General features: G+C 66.9%; 21 protein-coding genes. 6 read left to right on the forward strand and 15 right to left on the reverse strand.

Features of this window, described 5'->3' with window-relative positions:
* Positions 1-22: 22 nt before the first annotated feature.
* On the reverse strand, positions 23-232 hold the full coding sequence (locus AC1PLS_RS13250) for a hypothetical protein (RefSeq protein WP_016903690.1): 210 nt from the start codon (positions 230-232) through the stop codon (positions 23-25).
* Positions 232-1449: a tryptophan synthase subunit beta gene (trpB, locus tag AC1PLS_RS13255; RefSeq protein ID WP_039522203.1), complete on the reverse strand. Its 1218-nt coding sequence runs from the start codon at positions 1447-1449 to the stop codon at positions 232-234. Before trpB ends, AC1PLS_RS13250 begins: the two co-directional genes overlap by 1 nt.
* 106 nt (positions 1450-1555) lie before the next feature.
* Between trpB and AC1PLS_RS13260 the strand changes: the two genes are divergently transcribed.
* A complete protein-coding gene (locus AC1PLS_RS13260) occupies positions 1556-2476 on the forward strand; it encodes a LysR family transcriptional regulator (RefSeq protein ID WP_184613568.1) in 921 nt (306 codons plus the stop codon).
* 155 nt (positions 2477-2631) lie between these two features.
* Here AC1PLS_RS13260 and AC1PLS_RS13265 read toward each other — a convergent pair whose 3' ends face one another.
* The 9 genes from AC1PLS_RS13265 to prmB form a co-directional block, all read right to left on the reverse strand.
* Positions 2632-3300 (reverse strand): phosphoribosylanthranilate isomerase, encoded by a 669-nt coding sequence (locus tag AC1PLS_RS13265; protein ID WP_016903693.1) that lies wholly within the window; start codon positions 3298-3300, stop codon positions 2632-2634.
* A complete protein-coding gene (gene truA, locus AC1PLS_RS13270) occupies positions 3297-4070 on the reverse strand; it encodes a tRNA pseudouridine(38-40) synthase TruA (RefSeq protein WP_016903694.1) in 774 nt (257 codons plus the stop codon). The genes AC1PLS_RS13265 and truA overlap by 4 nt, the downstream gene beginning before the upstream one ends.
* A gap of 38 nt (positions 4071-4108) precedes the next feature.
* A complete protein-coding gene (locus AC1PLS_RS13275) occupies positions 4109-4495 on the reverse strand; it encodes a VOC family protein (protein ID WP_166768720.1) in 387 nt (128 codons plus the stop codon).
* The gene (locus AC1PLS_RS13280; RefSeq protein WP_481103767.1) at positions 4492-6468 is read right to left on the reverse strand and encodes a motility hub landmark protein FimV; all 1977 of its coding nucleotides are present in this window, start codon (positions 6466-6468) and stop codon (positions 4492-4494) included. Before AC1PLS_RS13280 ends, AC1PLS_RS13275 begins: the two co-directional genes overlap by 4 nt.
* Before the next feature lie 219 nt (positions 6469-6687).
* Positions 6688-7713 carry an aspartate-semialdehyde dehydrogenase gene (locus AC1PLS_RS13285; protein WP_039510062.1) on the reverse strand — a complete coding sequence of 342 codons (1026 nt, stop codon included), beginning with the start codon at positions 7711-7713 and terminating at the stop codon, positions 6688-6690.
* A gap of 87 nt (positions 7714-7800) precedes the next feature.
* Positions 7801-8877: a 2-hydroxyacid dehydrogenase gene (locus tag AC1PLS_RS13290; RefSeq protein ID WP_481103768.1), complete on the reverse strand. Its 1077-nt coding sequence runs from the start codon at positions 8875-8877 to the stop codon at positions 7801-7803.
* The gene (gene aroC, locus AC1PLS_RS13295; RefSeq protein WP_102596344.1) at positions 8870-9973 is read right to left on the reverse strand and encodes a chorismate synthase; all 1104 of its coding nucleotides are present in this window, start codon (positions 9971-9973) and stop codon (positions 8870-8872) included. The genes AC1PLS_RS13290 and aroC overlap by 8 nt, the downstream gene beginning before the upstream one ends.
* The gene (locus AC1PLS_RS13300; RefSeq protein WP_167709159.1) at positions 9963-10451 is read right to left on the reverse strand and encodes a hypothetical protein; all 489 of its coding nucleotides are present in this window, start codon (positions 10449-10451) and stop codon (positions 9963-9965) included. Before AC1PLS_RS13300 ends, aroC begins: the two co-directional genes overlap by 11 nt.
* Positions 10441-11367 (reverse strand): 50S ribosomal protein L3 N(5)-glutamine methyltransferase, encoded by a 927-nt coding sequence (prmB, locus tag AC1PLS_RS13305; RefSeq protein WP_016903701.1) that lies wholly within the window; start codon positions 11365-11367, stop codon positions 10441-10443. The genes AC1PLS_RS13300 and prmB overlap by 11 nt, the downstream gene beginning before the upstream one ends.
* Positions 11368-11447: 80 nt before the next feature.
* On the opposite strand from prmB, the gene AC1PLS_RS13310 reads away from it, so the two are divergent.
* Positions 11448-12098 (forward strand): SCO family protein, encoded by a 651-nt coding sequence (locus AC1PLS_RS13310; protein WP_054592520.1) that lies wholly within the window; start codon positions 11448-11450, stop codon positions 12096-12098.
* Positions 12095-12943, forward strand: coding sequence for an archaetidylserine decarboxylase (asd, locus tag AC1PLS_RS13315; RefSeq protein ID WP_481103769.1), 849 nt, complete (start codon positions 12095-12097; stop codon positions 12941-12943). Before AC1PLS_RS13310 ends, asd begins: the two co-directional genes overlap by 4 nt.
* 634 nt (positions 12944-13577) lie before the next feature.
* Here asd and AC1PLS_RS13320 read toward each other — a convergent pair.
* Positions 13578-15161 carry a transglycosylase SLT domain-containing protein gene (locus tag AC1PLS_RS13320; RefSeq protein ID WP_065032465.1) on the reverse strand — a complete coding sequence of 528 codons (1584 nt, stop codon included), beginning with the start codon at positions 15159-15161 and terminating at the stop codon, positions 13578-13580.
* Positions 15162-15445: 284 nt separating this feature from the next.
* Here AC1PLS_RS13320 and AC1PLS_RS13325 point away from each other — a divergent pair, with 284 nt between their 5' ends.
* Positions 15446-16951 (forward strand): helicase HerA-like domain-containing protein, encoded by a 1506-nt coding sequence (locus AC1PLS_RS13325; RefSeq protein WP_481103770.1) that lies wholly within the window; start codon positions 15446-15448, stop codon positions 16949-16951.
* 71 nt (positions 16952-17022) lie between these two features.
* Here AC1PLS_RS13325 and nudK read toward each other — a convergent pair whose 3' ends face one another.
* Positions 17023-17622, reverse strand: a complete 600-nt coding sequence (gene nudK / locus AC1PLS_RS13330; protein ID WP_047126789.1) for a GDP-mannose pyrophosphatase NudK — start codon at positions 17620-17622, stop codon at positions 17023-17025.
* A 353-nt stretch (positions 17623-17975) separates the two neighbouring features.
* Here nudK and AC1PLS_RS13335 point away from each other — a divergent pair, with 353 nt between their 5' ends.
* Positions 17976-19250: a hypothetical protein gene (locus tag AC1PLS_RS13335; RefSeq protein ID WP_481104497.1), complete on the forward strand. Its 1275-nt coding sequence runs from the start codon at positions 17976-17978 to the stop codon at positions 19248-19250.
* Positions 19251-19662: 412 nt separating this feature from the next.
* Here AC1PLS_RS13335 and AC1PLS_RS13340 read toward each other — a convergent pair whose 3' ends face one another.
* Positions 19663-21129, reverse strand: coding sequence for a rhomboid family intramembrane serine protease (locus AC1PLS_RS13340; protein WP_184431597.1), 1467 nt, complete (start codon positions 21127-21129; stop codon positions 19663-19665).
* A gap of 106 nt (positions 21130-21235) precedes the next feature.
* Between AC1PLS_RS13340 and greB the strand changes: the two genes are divergently transcribed.
* On the forward strand, positions 21236-21742 hold the full coding sequence (gene greB / locus AC1PLS_RS13345) for a transcription elongation factor GreB (protein ID WP_024939541.1): 507 nt from the start codon (positions 21236-21238) through the stop codon (positions 21740-21742).
* Between the two features lie 125 nt (positions 21743-21867).
* Here the strand turns inward: greB and rimO are convergent, their stop codons facing one another.
* Positions 21868-23238, reverse strand: coding sequence for a 30S ribosomal protein S12 methylthiotransferase RimO (gene rimO / locus AC1PLS_RS13350; RefSeq protein ID WP_481103771.1), 1371 nt, complete (start codon positions 23236-23238; stop codon positions 21868-21870).
* Between the last annotated feature and the right edge of the window lie 11 nt (positions 23239-23249).

Consider the following 23249-nt stretch of genomic DNA (forward strand, 5'->3'; position numbering starts at 1 on the left):
AGTTAGAGGCGGTGCGACCGCTTCAATGGATGTCCTGGTACATGGCAGGCGGCAGTTCGGTCAATGCCTGGGCCTCGACCTCGAGGTCGAAACTGTCCAGGCAGCAGCCGCAGCCGCTGTTTTCCGAGCAGCTGCGGATCTGCGGCGCCCAGCGGTCGAGCCAGGCGAACAGCAGCTCCTGCTCGCCCGGTTGGTCGGCCAGCGCGGTCACGGTGACGCGCCGCAGTGGCATCAGACCTGCACGCCTTCGCGCGCAGCGATGGTGTGCACGTCCTTGTCGCCGCGGCCGGACAGGTTGCACAGGATCAACGCGTCCTTGGGCATCTCGCGCGCGAGCTTGATCGACTGCGCCACCGCGTGGCTGGATTCGAGCGCGGCCAGGATGCCTTCGGTATGCGCCAGCAGATGGAAGGCCGCCATCGCTTCGTCGTCGGTGATGCCCTGATAGACCGCGCGGCCGCTGTCGGACAGGAACGAATGTTCCGGGCCCACGCCCGGGTAATCCAGGCCGGCGGAGATCGAATGGGTTTCGGTGATCTGGCCGTCGTCGTCGCAGATCACATAGGTACGGTTGCCATGCAGCACACCGGGGCGCCCGGCCGCGATCGACGCCGCATGACGGCCGCTGGCGATGCCGTCGCCGGCCGCTTCGGCGCCGTAGATCTTGACGCCCGGGTCGTTGAGGAAGGCATGGAACAGGCCGATCGCATTGCTGCCGCCGCCGACGCAGGCGCTGATCGCATCCGGCAGGCGGCCGAAGTCCTCCAGCATCTGCACGCGCGCTTCGCGGCCGACAATCGCATTGAAGTCACGCACCATGCGCGGATACGGATCCGGGCCGGCCACGGTGCCGATGATGTAGAAGGTGTCCTGCACGTTGGTGACCCAGTCGCGCATCGCCTCGTTGAGCGCGTCCTTGAGCGTGGCCGAGCCGGAGGTCACCGGGATCACCGTGGCGCCCAGCAACTTCATGCGGTAGACGTTGATCTTCTGCCGCTCGATGTCAGTGGCACCCATGTAGACCACGCACTCCAGGCCCAGCCGCGCGGCGACCGTGGCACTGGCCACGCCATGCTGGCCGGCGCCGGTCTCGGCGATGATGCGGGTCTTGCCCATGCGGCTGGCCAGCAGGGCCTGGCCGATGGTGTTGTTGATCTTGTGCGCGCCGGTATGGTTCAGGTCCTCGCGCTTGAGCAGGATCTGCGCGCCGCCCACTTCGCGGCTCAGGCGCTCGGCGTGGTAGATCGGGCTGGGCCGGCCGACGTAATGCTTGAGATCCTTGTCGTACTCGGCAATGAAGGCCGGATCCTGGCGCGCCTGGTCGTAGGCGGCAGCCAGTTCCTGCAACGGGCCGATCAAGGTCTCGGCGACGAACCGGCCGCCGAACTTGCCGAAGTGGCCGGCAGCGTCCGGATAGGCGTGAAAGTCACTGATGGGCTGGGCCGACATGGGAATCCTCTGCAGCGATGCGGTCATACAAGAAGCATTACTGTAGCGCAGCCACGGCGCGCGATAAATCGATAAGATTGCCGCAACCTGTGACCTGGACTCACATATGAGCACCCTGCTTCCCCCGCTTGCAGCGCTGCGCGCGTTCGAATCCGCCGCGCGTCTGCAGAGCGTCAGCCGGGCCGCGCAGGAGTTGCACGTGACCCATGGCGCCATCAGCCGGCACGTGCGCTCGCTGGAACAGGCCCTGGGCGCGGCGCTGTTCACCCGCCAGGGTCGCGGCCTGGTGCTGACGCCTGCCGGCGCCCGGCTGCGCGATGCGACCGGTGAGGGCTTTGCGCTGATCGGCGACACCTGGGCGGCATTGCGCCGCCCCAGCAGCGAGACGCCGCTGGTGCTGGGCTGCTCGGGCAGCCTGCTGGCGCGCTGGGTCATCCCGCGGCTGGGCCGGCTGCAGCGGGATCTGCCGCAGGTGCGCCTGCACCTGTCGGCCAACGAGCAGGCGCCCGGCCCGGATCTGGACGGCCTGGATGCGGCACTGCTGCTGGACACCCCGCCCTGGCCAGGCGACTGGCAGGTGCACGAGCTGGGGGTGGAGTGGATTGGTCCGGTGCTGAGTCCGCAGTTGGCATCGGCAACGCAGCTCGCTGGCAGAGCGCCTGCCGCCCTGCTCGATCACGCCTTGCTGCATACCCGCTCGCGCCCGCAGGCCTGGCCGGAATGGGCGCAAAGCCACGGCGTGGCAGCCGAAGCGCTGCGCTTCGGCACTGAATTCGAACATCTGGTCTACCTGCTCGAAGCTGCCGCCGCCGGCCTGGGCGTGGCGATCGCACCGCAACCGCTGGTTGCCGCGGACCTGGCCGCCGGACGCCTGCTGGCGCCCTGGGGCTTCACGCCAACCCGCGGCCGCTGGGTGCTGTGCGCCGCAAGGCGCAACCCGGACCCGCGCATCGACCAGCTCGCCGGCTGGTTGCGCAGCGCACTTTCAGAAGATCAGCAGCGCACCACGGATGCCGCAAGCGTCTGATTGGAACGCTCAGTGATCGGAGAGACTACGACTAAGCAATCAATCATTGGAGGACACGAAAAATCTAGGGCAATTAAAACAACGAAGCAGACTGCCTACTCCGATTCCCCAATCCCCAATCCCGATTCCCGATTCCCGATTCCCGATTCCCCAACTCACCCCATCTCGTGACAATCGGCCCGGCGCACTTCTTCGACGAACTTGCGCATCATGTGGCCGTCCTTGATCCCGGGCGCCAGCTCCACGCCGCTGGACACGTCCACGCCCCACGGCAGCGTTGCCACGATCGCGTCGAACACATTGTCGGCGGTGATGCCACCGGCCAGCAGAAACGGGCGATGCAGGCCGGTCGGCAGGCGCGACCAATCGAAGGTCTTGCCGGTACCGCCGCCTGCACCGGGCGCATGGCTGTCGAACAGGAAACCGGCGGTATTGGGAAAGGCGAGCTGCAAGGTTCGCGCGTTGGCGTCCTCGCCATTCATCCCGCCGCTGCCCATCGGCACCGCCTTCAGATACGGCAGGTTGAAGCTGCGGCAGAACGCGTCGTCTTCCTCGCCATGGAACTGCAGCAAGGTCGGGCGTACGGTGCGCACCACTTCGCGCACTTCTTCCTTGGAATTATTGCGGAACAGCGCCACCACATCGACCATCGGCGCAGTGGCCTGGCGCATCGCGCGCGCCTCGGCTGGCGCCACGCGGCGCGGGCTGCCATGCGCAAAGATGAAACCTACCGCGTCCACACCCAGCTCGCCGGCCAGTCGGATATCACCGGCGCGAGTCATGCCACAGAACTTGATACGGGTGCGGTACAGCGATCGATTCATTGGGTTACCTCAGCGGGCAGATGCCACTCTGCGGGATACAGCGGCCCGACGAAGACCAGACCTTGTGGCGGCGCTGTCGGCCCGGCCACCGTGCGGTCGCGGCCGGCCAGCAACGTCGCGATCCAGTCGCCCGGTTGTTCCCCGGTTCCGATCAGGATCAGCGAGCCAACAATATTCCGCACCATGTGATGAAGGAATGCATTGGCCTGGACCTGCACCTCCACCACCTCGCCGATGCGTTGCACGCTGATGGCCTGCAGGTTGCGGCGTGCATGCAGGGCCTGGCACTGCACACTGCGAAATGCGCTGAAGTCGTTCTCGCCCAACAAGGCCTGCGCGGCTGCGTGCATGGCATCGGCATCCAGCGGGCGCCGTTCCCAGCTCAAGGTCTGGCGATACAGCGCCGGGCGTATCTGCCGATTCAGCAGGCGATACCGGTAGCGGCGTGCGCGTGCGGAAAACCGCGCATGGAAGTCGGCGGCGGCCGGCACGCACCAGCGCACCGCGATCGAGGGCGGCAGGCGCGCGGTGGTGCCCAGCATCCAGCCACGCGGCTCGCGGCGCGCATCGCTGTCGAAATGCACCACCTGGCATTCGCCGTGCACGCCGGCATCGGTGCGGCCCGCGCACACCACCTGCACCGGGGCATCGGCCACCGAGGACAGCGCCGCCTGCAGGCTGGCCTGTACGCTCGGCCCGCCATGTTCCCCCAACTGCTGCCAGCCCTGGAACTCGCTGCCGTCGTACTCCACGCCCAGCGCGTAACGCATCGGAACCTGCCTGTTATCGAATCGATGGAGCGCGCGGACTAGCCGACCGTGCGCTCGGACCACACTGCCAGCGTGTTACCGCCCGGCTCGCGGAAATGAAAGCGGCTGCCGCCGGGAAAGCCGAACACCGGCTTGACGATCTCGCCACCGGCCGCGCGAACGCGCTCGGCCATGGGCTCCAGCGCGTCGGCATACAGCACGACCAATGGGCCAGCGTCTGCCGGCGCTGCAGCGGTGGCGCGATAGAAACCGCCGTCCAGACGACCGTCGTTGAAGGCCAGATAATCCGGGCCATAGGCCTGAAACTGCCAGCCGAACACGGCTTCGAAAAAGGCGCGGCTGGCCTCCAGATCGAGCGAGGCGAATTCCACGTAATCGATGCGGCGCTCGCGTGCGGCGGCCATGCTGTCCAGCGCCGGGCTCATGCCAGGCGTTCCAGCAGTTCGGCGGCCTCGGCGCGGCTGGCCTCGTCGCCGGTTGCCGCGACTTCCAGCAACAGGCCACGCGCGGTGTCCCTGTCGCCAAGGTCCATGTAGGCCACGGCCAGCTCCAGACGATCGCGCCCTGCCGAGACGAATTCCCTGCTGTTCACCGCGCTGGGCGTAGCGGCCGGCGCGATGGGGGCCGGATCGACATCCAGGCGGTCCTGCGTGGCGACCGACGCGGACGGCACGCCCGGCGGCAGATCGCTGCTGGCATGCGCAACATCACCTTGCGGTACCTGGCCGTCTTCCGGCTGCGCGTGCGCGGACCTCGGCGGCTCCGGCATCGCGTCCTCGGGCGCGACGAACGCCGGCTGCTCTACCGGAGGCGCTGGCGGCGTTGCGCGCAGCGAGCGCCAGTCATCGCTGGCGACCGCCGGCGGCGCGGCGGCAGGCTCGGACAACAGCGGCTCGCGGCGCAGCACATCGGACAGCGGTTGCTGCGTCTGCTGGGCGCGTTCTTCTTCGCGCAGATCGGCTTGTTCGAATTCGGGGTCGTGCAGCACATCGTGCTCGCTGGGCACGGTGGCCTGCGCATCGTCCTGCGGTTCGGCGGCGTCTGCCGCGGCACCGACCGGCACGAAATCGAACTGACGCCGCGGCAAAGGCGGCAGCGGCGAGGGTTTGCGCCGGCGCGCCGCCAGCCAGGCGACGACCGCCGCGACGATCAACACCAGGCCACCGATCAGCCACAGCGGAAACCCGCTGCCCTGCTGTGCCGCAGCCGGCGTCTCCGACAGCCGCTTCTGCGCGGCCGCCAGGTCGGTGTCCTTCATGGCGATCAAGGCCTGTTGTTGCTGCTTGAGCTTTTCCAGATCGGCCACGCGGGTGCGCAGATCCTGCAATTCCGCATCGCGGGTGGCGATGTCTTCCCTGGCCTGTTGTAACTGTTGGTTGGCCGCCATGTCGCCCTCGCCTTCGGCACTGGTGCCGGACGTGGCGCCGGCGGTGTTGGTCTGACTCGCCACTGCAGGGGCGATCTCGAGCCGCGCGCCGGCACCCGCCGACGCCGACGCCGCCGCTGCGGCAGGCGCGGGCGTTGCGGCCGCAGCGCCGGCCTCGGCCGGCTGCGGAATCGCCGAGCGCGCCTGCCGCCACTGCGCGGCCTGCTCGCGCACCATCACCGCCGCCTCGGCGGCGCCGACCTGCGCCAGCGCATCCTCCTGCGGGGTGCGCAGCACTGCGCCCTGCTTCAATCGATTGATGTTGCCGCCAATGAAGGCGTCCGGGTTGGTACGCAGCAGCGCCAGCATGGTCTGGTCGAGCGAATGCCCGCTGGAACGGGCCACCGCGGCAGCGATCTCCGACAAGGTCTGGCCCGAGCGCACCGCCGGCAACGCATCGCCGGCCGGCACCGGCGCGGCAGCGCGCGTGCTGGAACGTGCGCCAGGCGCCGCCGCGTCGGCGGCCTGTCCGGCGCGTTCGGCGGCGGCTGCGGGCGCGGCGGCCGGCGCGCGTGCGATGGCGTTGCTGGCCCCGGCGCGCGGCGCCTCGATGCCTGGCTCGGCGATCGCCGCGGCGGTGTTGGGCGCATCGACCAGTGCGGAATACTCGCGCACCAGCCGGCCCTGGCCCCACTCCACCTCGATCAGGAAGTTGATCGCCGGCTGCTCCACTGCCTGGCTGCTGGTCACACGGATCACCGCACGCCCGCGCGCGTCCTGCGCGAACTGAAACTGCAGGTTGCTGACCAGGCCCTGCGGGCGCTCCAGGCCGACCCGTGCAAACGTGGTGGCCGATGCCAGCGCCACACGTGCGTTGTCGAGTTCGCCCGGCTCGTTGGAGATGACCGGAATCTCGGCCACCAACGGCTGCCCGGGCCTGGACAGCACCCGGATATCGCCCAAGCCCAACGCCATGGCAGCGCCGCTGCAGGCCATCAGCAGCAGCGCACCTATCCCTTGTATCGGACGCATCGCGCCCCCGCCCCTATGTTTCATGGGCATCAATATAGCCGCTGCATGAGCGAAAAAGTCGGCGACCCGATGCAGAGCGCAGCTGCGGACGCGATGCCGCGATGCGACATCCATGCTGCAGGCCATCGACAGTGCATGGGTAGGAGCGCACTTGTGCGCGATGAGGCTTCACTGGGAGAGCTTCATCGCGCGCCAGCGCGCTCCTACAAACTCCCGTGCTCAGCCTTCCTGTGCGACCAGCTCGGCCAGCTGCACGGCATTGAGCGCGGCGCCCTTGCGGATGTTGTCCGAGACGATCCACAGATTCAGGCCGCGCGGATGCGACAGGTCCTCACGGATACGGCCGACGAACACCGCGTCCTTGCCGGAGGCATGCGTGACCGGCGTCGGGTAGCCGCCAGGCTTGCGCTCGTCCACCACTTCCACGCCGGGCGATGCGGCCAGCAGCGCGCGCGCGTCTTCGACGCTGATCTTGTCGCGGGTTTCGATCGCCACCGCTTCGGAGTGACCGTAGAACACCGGCACGCGCACCGCGGTGGGATTCACCTGGATGGAGTCGTCGCCCAGGATCTTGCGGGTCTCCCAGACCAGCTTCATCTCTTCCTTGGTGTAGCCGTTGTCCTGGAAGTCGTCGATGTGCGGAATCAGGTTGAAGGCGATCTGCACCGGGAAACGCTGCGGGTCGATCTGCTGGAAGCTCAGCAGCTCGCTGGTCTGCTTGCCCAGCTCTTCCATCGCCGAACGCCCGCCGCCGGAGACCGACTGGTAGGTCGCCACATTGATGCGCTCGATGCCGTACTTGCGGTGGATCGGGCCGAGCGCGACCAGCATCTGCATGGTCGAGCAATTGGGGTTGGCGACGATGCCGCGCGGGCGCTGCTTCAGCGCTTCGGGATTGACCTCCGACACCACCAGCGGCACGTCGTCGTCGTAGCGGAACGCGGAGGAATTATCGATCACCACCGCGCCGGCGGCGGCGAACTTGGGGCCGTACTCCTTGGACACGCTGCCGCCTGCGGAGAACAGCGCGATGTCCACGCCGGTGGGGTCGAAGTCGGCCAGGTCCAGCACATCGACCTTGCCGCCATTGAACTCCACCTGCCCGCCGGCCGAGCGCGCCGAGGCCAGCGCGTACAGGGTGGCGACCGGGAAGTTGCGCTCAGCCAGGATGCTCAGCATGGTCTCGCCGACAGCGCCGGTGGCGCCCACGACCGCGACGTTGAAACGACGGTTTTCGTTGCTCATGAGATTGTCTTTATCGAATAAGAAAAGAGGGGGAACGCGCTTGCGCAGTGGGTTCGGGGAACCTCCAAAGCTGGCCGCGGAGGTTCCCTATCGTTTGGTCGTGACGGTTTTGCCGGTGCCGGTGCTGGTCGCTTCGCCAGCGCGCGCGCCGCCCTGTTTGGCAGCAACCACCGCATCGGCATTCAGCGCGCTCGGCGGATGGCCGGCATTGGGGCCTTTGCCCAGCGCGGCAATCAGGTTGTCCACCGCCAGCTGCACCATCGCGCGGCGCGTGGCCAGGCTGGCGCTGCCGATATGCGGGGTGAGCACGACGTTGCGCAGGGCCAGCAGCTCGGGACGGACGGACGGCTCGCCTTCGTAGACATCCAGGCCGGCACCGGCCAGGCGCCCGTTGGCGAGCGCATCGGCCAGCGCGATTTCATCGACCAGGCCGCCGCGCGCGATGTTCACCAGCGTGGCGGTGGGGCGCAGCTTGCCCAGCGCCGCGGCATCGATGATGTGGTGCGAGTCCCTGGTGTACGGCAGCACCAGCACCAGGTGATCGGACTGCGCCAGCAACGTGTCGAGGTCCACGTACTGCGCGCCGAGCGCCTGTTCGGTGGTGGCCGGCAGCTGGCTGCGGTTGTGGTACAGCACGCGCATGCCGAAGCCATGCGCGCCGCGGCGGGCGATGCCCTGCCCGATCCGGCCCATGCCCAGGATGCCCAGCGTGCTGCCGTGGAGATCGGCACCGAGCATGGTCTTGAACGACCACTGCCCCCACTGCCCGTCGCGCAGCCAGCGCTCGGCTTCGGTGATGCGGCGTGCGGTGGCCATCAGCAAGGCAAAGCCGAGATCGGCCGTGGTCTCGGTCAGTACATCCGGGGTGTTGCTGGCCAGGATGCCGGCAGCGCTGAGCGCATCCAGATCCAGGTTGTTGTAGCCCACGCCGACGTTGGCGATCGCGCGCAGCTGCGGTGCAGAGGCGATTTCCGCCGTGCCGATACGCTCGTTGAGGGTGATCAGCGCACCGTCCAGCGATGCCAGCCGCGCAGCCAGCTCGGCCGGCGAATACGCGGTGACGCGCGCGGTGGTGGTCAGCTCGAAATGCTCGCCCAACTGCGCGACGACATCGTCGAACAGCGGCTGGCTGACCCACACCTTGGCGCGGGGCGACTCAGACATCGGCCTGACCGGGAATGCGTGGCGTCACCTCGCCGACATCGCCGCACTGGGCGCGATGACGCAAGGCCTGGTCCATCAACACCAGCGCCATCATCGCCTCGGCGATCGGGGTAGCGCGGATACCGACGCAGGGATCGTGGCGGCCGGTGGTGATCACATCGACCACCGCGCCGTCCGCGTCCACGGTCGCGCCAGGCAGGCGCAGGCTGGAGGTCGGCTTGAGCACCATCGAGGCGGTGATCGCCTGGCCGGTGGAAATGCCGCCCAGGATGCCGCCGGCATGATTGCTGAGAAAGCCTTCCGGGGTGATCAGGTCGCGGTGTTCGGTGCCCTTCTGCGCGGCGCTGGCGAAACCGTCGCCGATCTCCACGCCCTTGACCGCATTGATGCTCATCAAGGCCGCGGCCAGTTCGGCATCGAGCTTGCCGTAGATCGGCTCGCCCCAGCCCGCGGGCACGCCACCGGCCACCACGTCCACGCGCGCGCCGACCGAATCGCCGGACTTGCGCAGCGCGTCCATGTAGGTCTCCAGCTCCGGCACCTGCTCGGCATGCGGCCAGAAAAACGGGTTGTCCTCGACCGCATTCCAGTCGAAACCGGTCGGGCGGATCTCGCCCAGCTGCGATAGAAATCCGCGCACCAGCACGCCGTAGCGCTGCTTGAGCCACTTCTTGGCGATCACCCCGGCGGCCACACGCATGGTGGTCTCGCGCGCGGACGAACGCCCGCCGCCGCGCGGATCGCGGATGCCGTACTTCTGCCAATAGGTGTAGTCGGCGTGCCCGGGACGGAACTGCTGGGCGATGTTGCTGTAGTCCTTGCTACGCTGATCGGTGTTGCGGATCAGCAGGCCGATCGGCGTGCCGGTGGTGCGGCCTTCGTAGACGCCGGACAGGATCTCGATCTCGTCGGCTTCGCGGCGCGCCGAGGTATGCCGGCTCTTACCGGATGCACGCCGCTGCAGATCGTGGGTGAATTCTTCCGGCGCGATCTCCAGGCCCGGCGGGCAACCGTCGACCACGCAGCCGATCGCCGGCCCGTGCGACTCGCCGAAGGTGGTGACCGTCAACAGGCGGCCGAAACTGTTACTGCCCATGACGGCATCCTCTCAACATTGCAGCAGGTGGCGTGGCGCGCAGGATGCGCGGCAGGTGACGTGCCGCCACCAGCATCGGTGCCACCGCCAACAGGCCGCTGAACACCAGCGCAAAGACATCCAGCTTAATGCGCCCACTCAGCAGCCAATCGGCGAGCAGGTGCAGCGCAACGCCAGTTCCGACCAGCAGGCCGAGTGCCACAATGAGCGTGCGGCGCCGATGCGCACGCAAGGCCGCATCCGAACTGACCACCACGATCCACGCCGACACCAGGCCGAAAAACGCCATCAGGCCGAAGCCGATCTCCGCCCCCGCCCTCAACAAGCGCTCTGGCAAGGGACCGCCGTACATCGGGTCGAACAGGCGGTACACCACGTCGATCAAACTGAGCGGAATGCCGACACCGAAGATGGACACCGGCACCAGCAACAGCAGATCGCTCAGCTGCGGACGCGCGATGGACGACTCAGCGCGCACTGGCCAGCTCGGCGATGCGCGCGCCGTGCGCGATCAGCTCGCGGCATTCGACCGCGAAGATGCCCATCTGCCCCACCTTGAACTCGACCCAGGCCAGATCCACTTCCGGCAGCAGCTTGATCAGGTGCTGCTCGGACTCGCCCACTTCGCAGATCAGCAGACCGTCTTCGCTGAGATGCTGCGGCGCATCGCGCAGGATCTTCAGCACCAGATCCAGGCCGTCGTCGCCCGCACGCAGACCCAGCTCCGGCTCGTAGGAATACTCCTGCGGCAGCGCGTCGGTTTCGTCGTTGGTGACATACGGCGGATTGGTGACGATCAGGTCGTACTGGCGGCCACCCAGCCCGGCGAACAGGTCCGACTTGAGCAGGGTGACATTGTCGGCATGCAGGCGCGCCTTGTTTTCGGCGGCCAGTGCCAGCGCGTCGTCGCTGATGTCAACGCCGTCCACGTCCCACTGCGGGTTGTAGTGGCCCATGGCGATCGCGATGCAGCCCGAACCGGTGCACAGGTCCAGCGCGCGGGTGACTTCGCGTCCGCCCAGCCAGGGTTCGAAGCCGGCCTCGATCAGCTCGGCGATCGGCGAACGCGGCACCAGCGCACGCGCATCGCTCTTGAAGCTCAGCCCGGCGAACCAGGCCTCGCCGGTCAGGTACGCCGCCGGCACGCGCTCGTTGATGCGGCGCTCGAACAGGCCCAGCACCTGCTCCTTTTCCGAGCGCAGCAGGCGCGCCTGACCATAGGCCGGGCCCAGATCGTGCGGCAGATGCAGGCTGTGCAGGACCAGTTGGGTGGCCTCGTCCAGCGCATTGTCGTAGCTATGGCCGAAGGTCAGACCGGCTGCATTGAAACGGCTGGTGCCGTAGCGGATCAGGTCGATGATGGTGTGCAGTTCGTCGGCCGCGGCGGCAGTCATGGCAACAACTAAAGAGGAATCGGCCCACGATTATAGAGGTCGGATCGGTATCATGAGCGTCCGTTGCACTGGAAACCGCCATGTTCAATCGCAATACCGGCATCGTGCTGCTGGTGGCGCTGGCCGCCGGCCTGGGGCTGTTGCTGGGCCAGAAGTTTCTTGGCGCCGCGCCCAGCTCGCCCTGGCCGCCCACCCGCACCATCACCTTTTATCCGCAGCCACGCACGCTGCCGCAGTTCAGCCTGCGCCAGTCCGACGGCACCCAGCTGGTACCCGGTGAGCTGCAGGGACATTGGACGCTGGTGTTCCTGGGCTTCACCTTCTGCCCGGACGTCTGCCCGACCACGCTGACCGATCTGGCGGTGGCGCAGCAGCAGTGGGAAAGCATCCCCGATGGCCTGCGCCCGCGCGTGCTGTTCGTGTCGGTGGACCCGCAGCGCGACCCGCCGGCGCGCCTGGGCGAGTATGCGCATGCCTTCCACAAGGACACCCTGGCCGCCACCGCCGAGGTGCCGGCGCTGCAGCGCTTCGCCACCGCGCTGGGCTTTGTGTTCCAGAAAGTGCCGGGCAAGGGCTTTGCGGACAATCCCAACGACTACAGCATGGATCACTCGGCCGGCATCGCCGTGCTCGATCCGCAGGGCCGCCTGGCCGGGCTGATCCGTCCCCCGCTCGACCCCAAGGCGATCGCCGCCGACCTCCAGCAACTGACCAAGGTAACCGCTCCGTGAGTCTCGTCACTTCCCTGACCTACGTGCTGCCGCACCGGTTGCTGTCCTCGCTGGCGCGCGCGCTGGCCTATTCCGATACGCCGTCCACCAAGCAATGGTTGATCGACACGGTCACGCGCAAGTTCGGCGTGGACCTGGGCGAGGCACTGGAACCGGACCCGCGCGCCTATCCCACCTTCAATGCATTCTTCACCCGCGCCTTGAAGCCGGGCGCACGCGTGCCCGACGCCGATCCTGCGGCGCTGCTGATGCCCGCCGACGGGCGCATCAGCCAGCTCGGCCCGATCGAGAACGGCCGCATTTTCCAGGCCAAGGGGCAGTCGTTCACTGCCGCCGAATTGCTCGGCGACGCCGAAGCGGCGCAGCCGTTCAACGACGGCCTGTTCGCCACCGTCTACCTCTCGCCCAAGGACTACCACCGCGTGCATATGCCGTGGACCGGCACCCTGCGCGAGACTGTGCACGTACCCGGCCGCCTGTTCAGCGTCGGCCCGGATGCGGTGCGCAATGTGCCGCGGCTGTTCGCGCGCAACGAGCGCCTGGTCTGCCACTTCGACACCGACTTCGGCCCGATGGTCTCGGTGATGGTGGGCGCGCTGCTGGTGTCGGGCGTGGAAACGGTATGGAGCGGCGTGGAGATCCCGCGCTACGGCGACCGCATCACGCGCAAAGACTATCGCGGCAAGAGCATCGTGCTGGAGAAGTTTGCGGAGATGGCGCGCTTCAATTACGGCTCGACCGTGATCGTGCTGCTGCCGCCCGGTGTCGCAAAGCTCGATGGCGGACTTGCCGCGGAGACATCGGTGCGCCTGGGGCAAGCGCTCGCCCGTCGCCAGGTGGGCTGATCACCGCCGCGCGCCTGCGCTGTTCGCTTCGGTAATGCAACAGCGACGCCCTCGTAGGAGCGGGCCTGACCGCGACAGGCCTCCTCGACGACGTTCAATGCGCAGGCGCATGTCGCCCTCCCAGCTTTCGATGCAGAGCGTCTCGCCTACGTTGGAACTACCCGGACTGGTTCGTCGCGGCCAGGTCCGCTCCTACAACGGCGCAGCTCGGCGCAGTGCCCCGATGCGGTGCGCCTGCCTACGCTGGCCGACGATCTCCGCTGATCAATTCGATGGCCTACTCCGATGCAGGAGCATGGGTCTGCGACGAAAACGCCGCCGCGAAGGTGTCATCGCCGCCAGACCAGCTCGCTACAAGACCGATGCCCAGTCCGGCTCCCACAAGAACGATGCGGGCGTAGGAGCGGGCCCGACCGCGACGTGGCATGCTCAGTGAGGCTGGGGCGCTTGGGCCTTTCTGACTCCAGCCTCCGATTCGGAACTGCCTTGCCTGTGCCGGAACTACCCGGACTGCTTCGTCGCGGCCGGGTCCGCTCCTACGCGGCGGCCTACCGCTTCTAACGGAGCGCGGCCCGGCGCAGCTTGCCGAAGCAGCTGGCCGATGCTCTAACCCACGCGGTACTGCAAGCGCTGCTCAGCGATCGCAGCCGGCCAGCTTGATGCTCTGCCCTGGCTTGAGCGCATACGACGGTGCCTTCAGGCCATTGGCTTTGGCCAGCTCCTTGACCTCGCACTGGTACTTCTGCGCGACGCGGCCGAGCGTGTCGCCCCTGGCGATGGTGTAGCTGCGCGCCTGCTTGGCCTTGGGCTTGGCGATCGCCGGCTGGCCGGTGGCCACGGTGGTCGGCACGCCGGCCATCGGGCTGACATCGCCCACCGCCACGCTGGGCACGTACTCGGGGGCGCTGCTGCTGCGCACGATCGCGCTGTTGAGATCGGCGGTGATCAGCGTGCGTGCCAGGTCCGCGCGCGGGCCGTTCACGCAGTAGCGCGTGTACAGGCTGACGATGCGGTTGGTGGCGTTGATGACGGTGCCGGCCGGGATCCAGCCATCGGATTCATAGCGCGGGTTGAGGTTGCGCAACGCACGCATGTAACCGTCGCGCGTGCCCATGCTGCCCAGGCAGATGGTGAGTTCGTAGATGGTGGTCGACTTGGCCAGCTTCAGCGTGGCCGGCTGCGCGTCGAGCTTGGCGAAGTCCACACCGTACTGGCGCGGGTGCAGGAAGATCCATGCCGCAGCGATCACCATCGGCACGTAGTCCTTGGTTTCGGCCGGGAACTGGTTGTAGACATCCTGCTCCCAGAACCCGCGCCCGCCGCTCTGCGAGAACACGCGCGCGGCACGGCCTTCGCCACCGTTGTAGGCGGCCAGCGCCAGTTCAATGTTGCGGTTGAGCCCGGCCATGCGCTCGTTGAGGTAGGCGGCGCTGGCTTCGGCGGCGCTGCGTGCATCGAAGCGCGTGTCGAAGCCGGTGCCGTCCGGGCCCAGCCCGAAGCGACGCCCGGTGGCCGGCATGAACTGCATCAACCCGGCCGCGCCGGCACGCGAACTGGCGTGCACCTTGCCGTTGGATTCCTTGGCCATGATGCCGAACAGCAGCGCCTCGGGCAGGCCGCGCTTCTGCCATTCCGGCCACATCACCCCGCGCAGGTTGCTGTAGTTCTCGTAGCTGGTCAGCAGCGCCGGGCGCATGTCGGTCAGCCAGCGGCGGATGCCGGCCTGCACGGCAGGGTTGTACTGCACCATCTTGTCGAAATCGTGGCGCTGGTCGTTGAGCAGCGTGGCGGCACGCGCCGCCTCGGGCACGCCGTTCGCCGCCGGGCCGAGGTGGTCCGGGTCGGCCTGCAGCAGGGTGTCGTCGTCCTGCGGATCTTCGGCGGCCGGCGCTTCGGCATCGGCGCGCGCCTTCAGCAGGCGCTTGTAGGTGGCCAGCTGATTGGCGACCAGGCAGCCGCGCTGCTTGATGCAGGCGTCGATGACATCTTCCATGTCCTCCAACGCGGCATCGCCTTCGGCGGTGCCCTTGGGGTCGGAGTTGTTCACCAGCACCAGCGCATCGCGGTAACGCTTTTCGGCGGCGGCCATGCGGGCATCGAGCACGGCGGCCTTCTCCGTGTCGCGTTTGGAAATGGCGTGGGCAGCGGGGACGACAGACATCAGCGCCACCACGACCAGAACCGGCCATGGGCGCAAACCAAAATGAGCGAGCGGCATCGTAGGCAGTACAGCGGAAAGGCAGGCAGGGTAGCCGCCGGGGCGACACCGGGGCAAGGCGGCGGGGCCGGCAGGGTCAGTGGGCCGTTAGCTTGGTGGTGGCGCAGCGGGCCTGGAATGCCTTGAAGAAGGGCGGCAAGCGGCTGGCACACAGGCTGCATTGTTGCACTGCCTGTCGGCCGCCGGCAGCCGGACAGCGCGGTCGAAATCCGGGGTCAAGCCCCGCCCGGTTTGCGCGGCCGGATTGCCCGCTAGAATCCGGCATTTCCCACCGGATCTGCGCTATGGCCTCGTTCCTGCTCGGCAAAGGCGTCACCGACGACATCCCGGTCGTGCTGGAAGGACGCTTCGGCAATCGCCACGGACTGGTGGCCGGCGCCACCGGCACCGGCAAGACCGTGACCTTGATGACCCTGGCCGAAGGCTTCTCGCGCATGGGTGTCCCGGTGTTCCTGGCCGACGTGAAAGGCGATGTCGCCGGGCTGGCGGTGGCAGGCGACGGCGCCGCCGGCGTGCTGCAGCGCGCCACGGAGATCGGCATCGCCGACTACGCGCCGGCCGCCAGCCCGGTGGTGTTCTGGGATCTGTACGGTCAGCTCGGCCACCCGGTGCGCACCACCGTCAGCGAGATGGGCCCTGCCCTGCTCGCGCGCATTCTGGAACTCAACGACACCCAGTCCGGCGTGCTCGACATCGTGTTCAAGCTGGCCGACGACCGTGGCCTGCTGTTGCTGGACCTGGATGACCTGCGCGCGCTGCTTGGATTGGTGGTGGAAGAACGCAAGGAACTGTCCACCAGTTACGGGCTGGTCTCCAGCCAGTCGGTGGCCGCGATCCAGCGCGCTCTGCTGCGGCTGGCGCAGGACGGCGGCGAGCACTTCTTCGGCGAGCCGGCGCTGGAGCTGGCTGACCTGATGCGCGTGTCTGCTGACGGCCGTGGCGTGATCGGCATCCTGGCGGCCAATCAATTGGTGCTCAAGCCGAAGCTGTATTCCACCTTCCTGCTGTGGCTGCTGTCGGAACTGTTCGAGCGTCTGCCCGAGGTGGGCGACCTGGAACACCCCAAGCTGGTGTTCGTCTTCGACGAAGCGCATCTGCTGTTCGACGATGCGCCGGCTGCGCTGGTGCAGCGGATCGAGCAGGTGGTCCGGCTGATCCGCTCCAAGGGCGTGGGCGTGTATTTCTGCTCGCAGTTTCCCGACGACATTCCGGACAACATCCTCGGCCAGCTCGGCAACCGCGTGCAGCATGCCCTGCGCGCGTTCACCCCGCGCGACCAGAAGGCGGTCAAGACTGCGGCGCAGACCTTCGTGGCCAATCCCAAGCTCGATGTGGCCACGGCGATCTCCAGCCTGGGCACCGGCGAGGCGCTGGTGTCGCCGCTGCAAGGCAAGGGCGTGCCGGCACCGGTGCAGCAAACGCTCATCGCCCCGCCGCGCTGCCGCATGGGCGCCATCAGCGAGACCGAACGCGCGCAGGTGCGCGCGGCCAGCCCGGTCGGCACCCGCTACGACACCGCGATTAACCGCGAATCGGCTGCCGAGCTGCTGGCGCGCCGCGTCGAACAGGTCGCCGAACACAACGCCGCACCGCCGGCACGCACCCGCGAGGACGAGGAAACGCAGGACAGCGGTTTCGGAAAAGCCGTCAAGGATGCCGTGCTCGGCACCGGCCGCCGTCAGGGCATGCTGGAAACGATGGCAAAGCAGACCTCGCGCACCATCGGCAGCAAGATCGGCCAGCAGATCGTGCGCGGCATCTTCGGCAGCATTTTTGGTGGGAAGCGTTGATCAGCTTGACCGCCGCTGACACGTCTCGATGACACCGTCGCCCTGAAGAGCTACCGCGTGTTGGCGTGGACTTACCCCAACACGCTATGCAACTTGGCGTACTGCAACAGCATGATGGTCTTGGCATCGGCGATCTCGCCCGAGCCGATCATCGCCAGCGCTGTATCAAGGGACAGCTCGAGCACCTCGATCTCTTCGCCGTCTTCTTCGAGTCCGCCGCCCTCGCTGACCTTGTCGCCGTCGAAGTATTCGCCGACGAAGAAGTACAGGCGTTCGGTGACCGAGCCAGGGCTCATGAAGGCCTCGAACACCTTGCGCACGTTGTCGATGCGGTAGCCGGTTTCTTCTTCGGTTTCCTTGCGGATGCAGGTCAGCGCATCGTCCTGGTCGAGCAGGCCGGCGCAGGCTTCGATCAGCATGCCGTCGGGATTGCCGTTGAGCAGCGTGGGCAGGCGGAACTGGCGGGTGAGCATCACCGTCTGCTTGGCGCGGCTATACAGCAGAATGGTGGCGCCATTGCCACGATCGTAGGCTTCACGTGACAGGGTCTGCCAGCGGCCGTCCTTGCGCTGGAAATCGAACGTGACCTTGCGCAGCACATACCAATTGTCCGAGAGCACATCGATGCTGCGAATGCGGACCTGCGGGTTGCCAGTGGCAGAAGGATTCAAGCGACACTCCTTGTGATGCGAGCGACAGCAATGCCAGGGTCGCGGCGCGCCCGGTCGCTCGTACTGGCCGCGATTGCGGCGGGCCATTATTTTACCTACCGCTCTCCCGGTGCGTCAGACAGATCACGCACGCAACGCATCGGCGGTCTGTCGCTGCGCGTCCGATGCTATCGGACACAGCGAGCTTCGATGCAATGCCGGCACTGATGCACGGCCTGGCCAGCAGTATCCGGACCATGCCCGCGACATGTCCCCGGTCGCTGGCGATCCAGGGTAGTCGGCGTCCATCCCCCAATTGCGTGACGGCACGCACCACCGCACAATCCGGTCACATCACACGCCTGGGGAGCGTCATGGAAGACCGTTTTCGCGCACGCAAGGTTGCCGCGCAGGCCGCGCCGGCACCGTTCTGGACCCGCATTCCCGCCATTGCCACCTATCCGCTGCGCGGCTCGGCGCTGTACGCATTGATCGCGCTGACGCTGTGCAGCGCGCTGCTGGTGCTGCCCGGCATCCTGAAACTGGTGGTCGCCGGCGTGCTGGGCATGGCGACCTACACCTATGCCTTCGACATCCTGCGCCATACTGCCGACGGGCAAGCCGACGCGCCCCGGCTGGGCTACAACAGCTTCGACAGCGCGGTGCTGCGGCTGGTCCTGCTGGCGCTTGCGCTGGGCATCGTCATTGGTGCGGCGGGCGTGCTGGCGGGCAAGCCTGGCCTGACCATCGCCTATCTGGCAGTCCAGCTGCTACTGCCGGGCATGATGATTGCGCTGGCCATCGACGGCAGCCTGCGCCGCGCCCTCAATCCTGCCGTGTCGATCGACATGGCAGTGCGCATCGGTTGGCCGTATCTGGCCGCATACGGTTTGCTGTACGTGATCCAGGGCAGCGCCACTGCGGCGATCTTCATTGCGGTGAAGTATCTGCCGCCGATCGTGCGCGAGGCGACGATGGTGATCGCCTCGATCTGGAGCCTGTTTGCCAGCTTCCACCTGATGGGATATCTGGTCTACCAGTACCACGAAGACCTCGGCTACGTGCCCAGCGGCGATGCCGCGTTCGAGCGCGAAGACCCGGATCAACGCCTGCTCGACGAAGCCGAACAATATCTGCGCGACGGACATTCCGACGAGGCATTCCAGGCGCTGCGCGGGGCGGTACGTTCGCGTGCGGTAAGCCTGGCGGTGCACGAGCTGTATCAGCGCCTGCTGCGTCAACACCATCGCAACGACGAACTGCGCGAGCACACCCGCCAGTACATCAACCGCCTGCTGCAGGAAAAACAGGAGCGTCGCGCGCTCGCATTGCAGCGCGAAGCGCTGGACGGCGACTCCACGTTTACCCCGCTGACGCCAGAGCACGCCACCTTGCTGGCCGAGCGCGCCAAGATGGCCGGGCAATTCCAGCTGGCGACCGACGGCTTGCTTGCGGCAATCGCCGCATGGCCGCGCGATCGGATGATGCCGGCCTGGTCGCTGGATGCCGGCCTACTGTTGGGCGAACGGTTCGGCCGCGATGAGCAGGCGCGTGCAGTGCTGCAAAACGCACTGGCTCAATGCGACGACGATGCACTGCGCGCGAAGCTGGAAGCCGCGCTGAAAGCGGTGGCGATTCAACCAGCTTGAGCAGCCAACAAAACTTTCTAAGGCGCAGACCAGATGCTCCACCATCGGTCCGTCGCGCGACGCGTACTGCTCGCAACCCTACATACCGACCATCTCGACTGGTCCTTGCCCGCTCACCGTCGCGGGACCTTACGCGGCATGGATGCCGCGTAAGAGCCTACAAGGACGTACTTGCGGCGTGTCCCGCGATGGTGGGCGGGTAAGGACCCTGCAGCAAGGTCGAAGATCGACTGCTCTGCAATTGATCCATCCGCGCTAGACAATTCTGCTCGAGGCAGAAGAAACAACAGCAACCCGGACCTCGCGTAGCAATGTCTTTCAAGTGCAGTCAAATGCCAGATCAAAAGCTCCGGTAAGTCGAGTACGGCGCCCTCACCGCTTGCGTTGGCAGCACGGATCAAGCAGAAACCACTCACCCGTTCTCGAGCAAAAAGCGTGCCTTGCTGGCCTGTGCCTGCTCGGGAAACTGCTCCAGCAGCTGACGCAGCAAGCGCTTACGCTGCGCGCCGTCCTGCAGCTCGCCGTGCCGCAGAGCCAGTACGAACCAGTGGTGCGCCAGCTCGGCGCGCGGCATCCCCGACTCGCCTTCCTTCAACAGACGTTCGGCATCGGCCAACAATCCCGTGCGCAGACATGCGCCGATCAGCGCCATGCGTGCCGATGGCGCGTACTCGATTCCGGCCTTGCTCAGTTCAGCGGCGATTGTCAGCTGGATGCGCGTCTGCTCGACGTGGTGCGTGTGCAGCTGCAACAGCGTTTGCGCATGCTGCACGCTGTCCTGGTTGCGACCGGCATTGCGCGCGGTGCGGTAGCGCGCCAGCGCCACGTCCAGGTTATGCGGTTGCTCGCTGGCCAGCTCCGCCAACAGCCGCTCGGCTTCCACGTTCTCCATGCGCCCCAGATGCCGCTGCGCGCGCTCCCAGCGATCGTCCACCAGCACTGCCTCGCTCTCCTGCATGAAGGACGGGCGCGTGCGCCGCAACAGCACCAGTACGACACCGAGCAGCGCGCCACTGACCAGCCCACCGGCGTGTGCCTCAAAGGCGACGCTGCCGTTGTCGCTCCATAGCAAGCTGTACAGCTCCCAGCCCAGCCACAGCGGCAGCAGCAGGATCGCCGGCCCGCGTACGTAATCGAATACCACAAAGAACCAATAGAAGAAGCGCACCTTGCGCCTGCCCCAGACTACGCAGAACGCGCCCATCAAGGCAGCGATCGCACCGGAGGCGCCCAGGCCGCCGCCCGGCGCGCCCCAGCGCCACCACAAGCTGGCCGCGCTGGCGCCGAACCCGCCGAGCAGATACAGCAGCAGAAACCAGCCGCTGCCAATCGCGCCTTCCAGCAAGGTACCCAGCGCCAGCAGAAACAGCATGTTGCCCAGCAAATGATCGAAGCTGCCATGCAGGAAGGTGGCCGTCAGCATCCTCGCAGGTGACCACTCGGAGCTACGCTGCAGATGCCGCAGCGTGAACACCTTGGACAGGCGCGCATCGTAGGGCGCGCGCAATGTGCGCCATTCGCGCAGACGCTGCTCGTCCTTGAACAATGCGCCGCTGCGCAATGCCTCTGTAAAGGCCAGGTCGTGCATCGTCAGCTGCGCCAGATACGCAAGGCGTTGCCGCGCAGGCACGCTGCCCAGCCTGGCCTGGCGCGCAGCGCGCAACCTGGTGTCGTCGGTCTGCTGCAGATAGCGCTCGTGGGCTTGCGCCTCCACTGCACCGAGGCCGGACTCGACGTAGTAGCGCACCGCGTTTTCGACCAGCGCGTCGTCCTTGCGCTGATAGCCCAGGTACACCACCACATTGACCAACACCAGCAGCAGGGTCACCCAGGGAATGTTCTGGCGCGACCAGGGTTTGTGCAGCGGCATCAGCAACATGACAACGTCCGTGTCCCAGAAAACGCAAAGCTTCGCCGTGCGACGGCAGATGCGCAAGCCGGCCATGCGCGCTAGCATCGCGGCCCCGCTGTCCGATACACCGCCCATGAGCCGCTGGCGCCCACCCGCCGAAAAAAGCACCGCACTGATCACGCCCGACGGCCACGCCCGGCTCAAGGCCGAGCTGGAAGAGCTCTGGCGCGTGCGTCGGCCGGAGGTGGTGCGTGCGCTGGCCGCCGCCGCGGCAGAAGGCGACCGCTCGGAGAACGCCGAGTACACCTATCGCAAGAAGCAGCTGGGCGAGATCGACCGCCGCGTGCGTTATCTGAGCAAACGGCTGGAAGCGCTGCGCGTGGTAGATACCGCACCGACCGATCCGCGCGCGGTGTTCTTCGGGGCACAGGTCGAACTGGAGGACGCCGACAGCGGCGAGCTGCTGCACTACCGCATCGTCGGCCCGGACGAAACCGACGCCGGACGCGGCTGGATCAGCATCGACTCGCCCTTGGCGCGCGCGCTGCTGAAAAAACGCGTGGACGACGAGTTCGAAGCGCAGTTGCCGTCGGGCAAGCACACCTTCGTGGTGGTGTCGGTGGATTACGCTACCCAGTAGGCGAGTGACCGCACTCTGCTGACCTGCGTGTAGGAGCGCACTTGTGCGCGATGGGGCGTTATCGATAAGGCCTCCTCGCGCGCAAGCGCGCTCCTACGGATAGATGTGCAAGAACCAGCGTCCAGTTACACCATCTGCAGATTCAACGGACGTCCCTGCTGGATTGCGACATTGGCCGGCAATGCATCGCCGAACAGATCGTGCTCGTCACTGTCGGTGATTTCCACATCGATCAGGTCGCCGACCTTCAAGCCGCGCTCGCCGCCGTTCTGGATATGTACCAGGCCGTCGATTTCCGGGGCGTCCGCGCGTGAGCGCGCCACCGCGATATCGTCCTCGATCAGGTCGACCAGGCATTGCTGCACGCTGCCGATCTTGGCCTCCAGCCGCGCGGCGGAAATCTCCGCCTGCCTGGCCATGAAGCGCGCCAGACGCTCCTGCTTGAGCTCTTCCGGCACCGGATCCGGCAACGCGTTGGCGCTGGCACCCTCCACCGGCGAATACGCAAACGCGCCGACGCGATCGAGCTGGGCCTGATCCAGGAAGTCGAGCATGGATTCGAATTCGGCATCGGTCTCGCCGGGGAAGCCGACGATGAAGGTGGAGCGCACCGTGATCTCCGGGCACATCGCCTTCCAGCGCTGCACGCGCTCGAGGGTTTTTTCCACCGCACCGGGCCGCTTCATCAGCTTGAGGATGCGCGGGCTGGCGTGCTGGAACGGGATGTCCAGGTACGGCAGCAGCTTGCCTTCGGCCATCAGCGGAATCACATCGTCCACGTGCGGGTACGGATACACGTAGTGCAGCCGCGTCCACACGCCCAGCTCCGACAGGCCTTCGCACAGCGCCTTCATGCGGGTCTGGTACATGCGATCGCGCCACGAGCGCTCGGCATATTTCAGGTCCACGCCGTAGGCCGAGGTGTCCTGCGAGACCACCAGCAATTCCTTGACTCCGCCACGCACCAGGCGTTCGGCTTCGCGCAGCACCTCATCGACAGGACGCGAGGCCAGATCGCCGCGCATCGAGGGAATGATGCAGAAGCTGCAACGGTGGTTGCAGCCTTCGGAGATCTTCAGATACGCGTAATGGCGCGGGGTCAGCTTGATGCCGTAGTCGGGCACCAGATCCACGAACGGGTCGTGACGCGGCGGCAATGCGGCGTGCACCGCCTCCATCACGCTCTGGTAGTCCTGCGGGCCGGACACCGCCAGCACCTGCGGGTAGGCCTCGCGGATCTGTTCCGGGCGCTTGCCCAGGCAGCCGGTGACGATCACCTTGCCGTTGGCGTTCATCGCCTCGCCGATCGCATCCAGCGACTCGGTCACCGCCGAGTCGATGAAGCCGCAGGTATTGACCACCACCACGTCGGCAGCGTCGTAACTGGGCACGATGTCGTAGCCCTCCACGCGCAACTGGGTGAGGATGCGTTCGGAGTCGACGAGCGCCTTCGGGCAGCCCAACGATATAAACCCTATACTCCTGCTTTCCGACACAGCGACACCTG

Source organism: Xanthomonas sp. NCPPB 3218 (assembly GCF_056725185.1).

Bases quoted from the DNA above. Each gene is read 5' to 3' on its own strand.
- AC1PLS_RS13290 (WP_481103768.1), bottom strand. From the start codon at position 8,877: ATGTCTGAGTCGCCCCGCGCCAAGGTGTGGGTCAGCCAGCCGCTGTTC.
- truA (WP_016903694.1), bottom strand. From the start codon at position 4,070: ATGCGTTACGCGCTGGGCGTGGAGTACGACGGCAGCGAGTTCCAGGGC.
- AC1PLS_RS13325 (WP_481103770.1), top strand. From the start codon at position 15,446: ATGGCCTCGTTCCTGCTCGGCAAAGGCGTCACCGACGACATCCCGGTC.
- AC1PLS_RS13285 (WP_039510062.1), bottom strand. From the start codon at position 7,713: ATGAGCAACGAAAACCGTCGTTTCAACGTCGCGGTCGTGGGCGCCACC.
- prmB (WP_016903701.1), bottom strand. From the start codon at position 11,367: ATGACTGCCGCCGCGGCCGACGAACTGCACACCATCATCGACCTGATC.
- greB (WP_024939541.1), top strand. From the start codon at position 21,236: ATGAGCCGCTGGCGCCCACCCGCCGAAAAAAGCACCGCACTGATCACG.
- AC1PLS_RS13265 (WP_016903693.1), bottom strand. From the start codon at position 3,300: ATGAATCGATCGCTGTACCGCACCCGTATCAAGTTCTGTGGCATGACT.
- AC1PLS_RS13335 (WP_481104497.1), top strand. From the start codon at position 17,976: ATGGAAGACCGTTTTCGCGCACGCAAGGTTGCCGCGCAGGCCGCGCCG.
- AC1PLS_RS13260 (WP_184613568.1), top strand. From the start codon at position 1,556: ATGAGCACCCTGCTTCCCCCGCTTGCAGCGCTGCGCGCGTTCGAATCC.
- AC1PLS_RS13280 (WP_481103767.1), bottom strand. From the start codon at position 6,468: ATGCGTCCGATACAAGGGATAGGTGCGCTGCTGCTGATGGCCTGCAGC.
- AC1PLS_RS13250 (WP_016903690.1), bottom strand. From the start codon at position 232: ATGCCACTGCGGCGCGTCACCGTGACCGCGCTGGCCGACCAACCGGGC.
- trpB (WP_039522203.1), bottom strand. From the start codon at position 1,449: ATGTCGGCCCAGCCCATCAGTGACTTTCACGCCTATCCGGACGCTGCC.
- AC1PLS_RS13340 (WP_184431597.1), bottom strand. From the start codon at position 21,129: ATGTTGCTGATGCCGCTGCACAAACCCTGGTCGCGCCAGAACATTCCC.
- AC1PLS_RS13275 (WP_166768720.1), bottom strand. From the start codon at position 4,495: ATGAGCCCGGCGCTGGACAGCATGGCCGCCGCACGCGAGCGCCGCATC.
- aroC (WP_102596344.1), bottom strand. From the start codon at position 9,973: ATGGGCAGTAACAGTTTCGGCCGCCTGTTGACGGTCACCACCTTCGGC.
- AC1PLS_RS13320 (WP_065032465.1), bottom strand. From the start codon at position 15,161: ATGCCGCTCGCTCATTTTGGTTTGCGCCCATGGCCGGTTCTGGTCGTG.
- AC1PLS_RS13310 (WP_054592520.1), top strand. From the start codon at position 11,448: ATGTTCAATCGCAATACCGGCATCGTGCTGCTGGTGGCGCTGGCCGCC.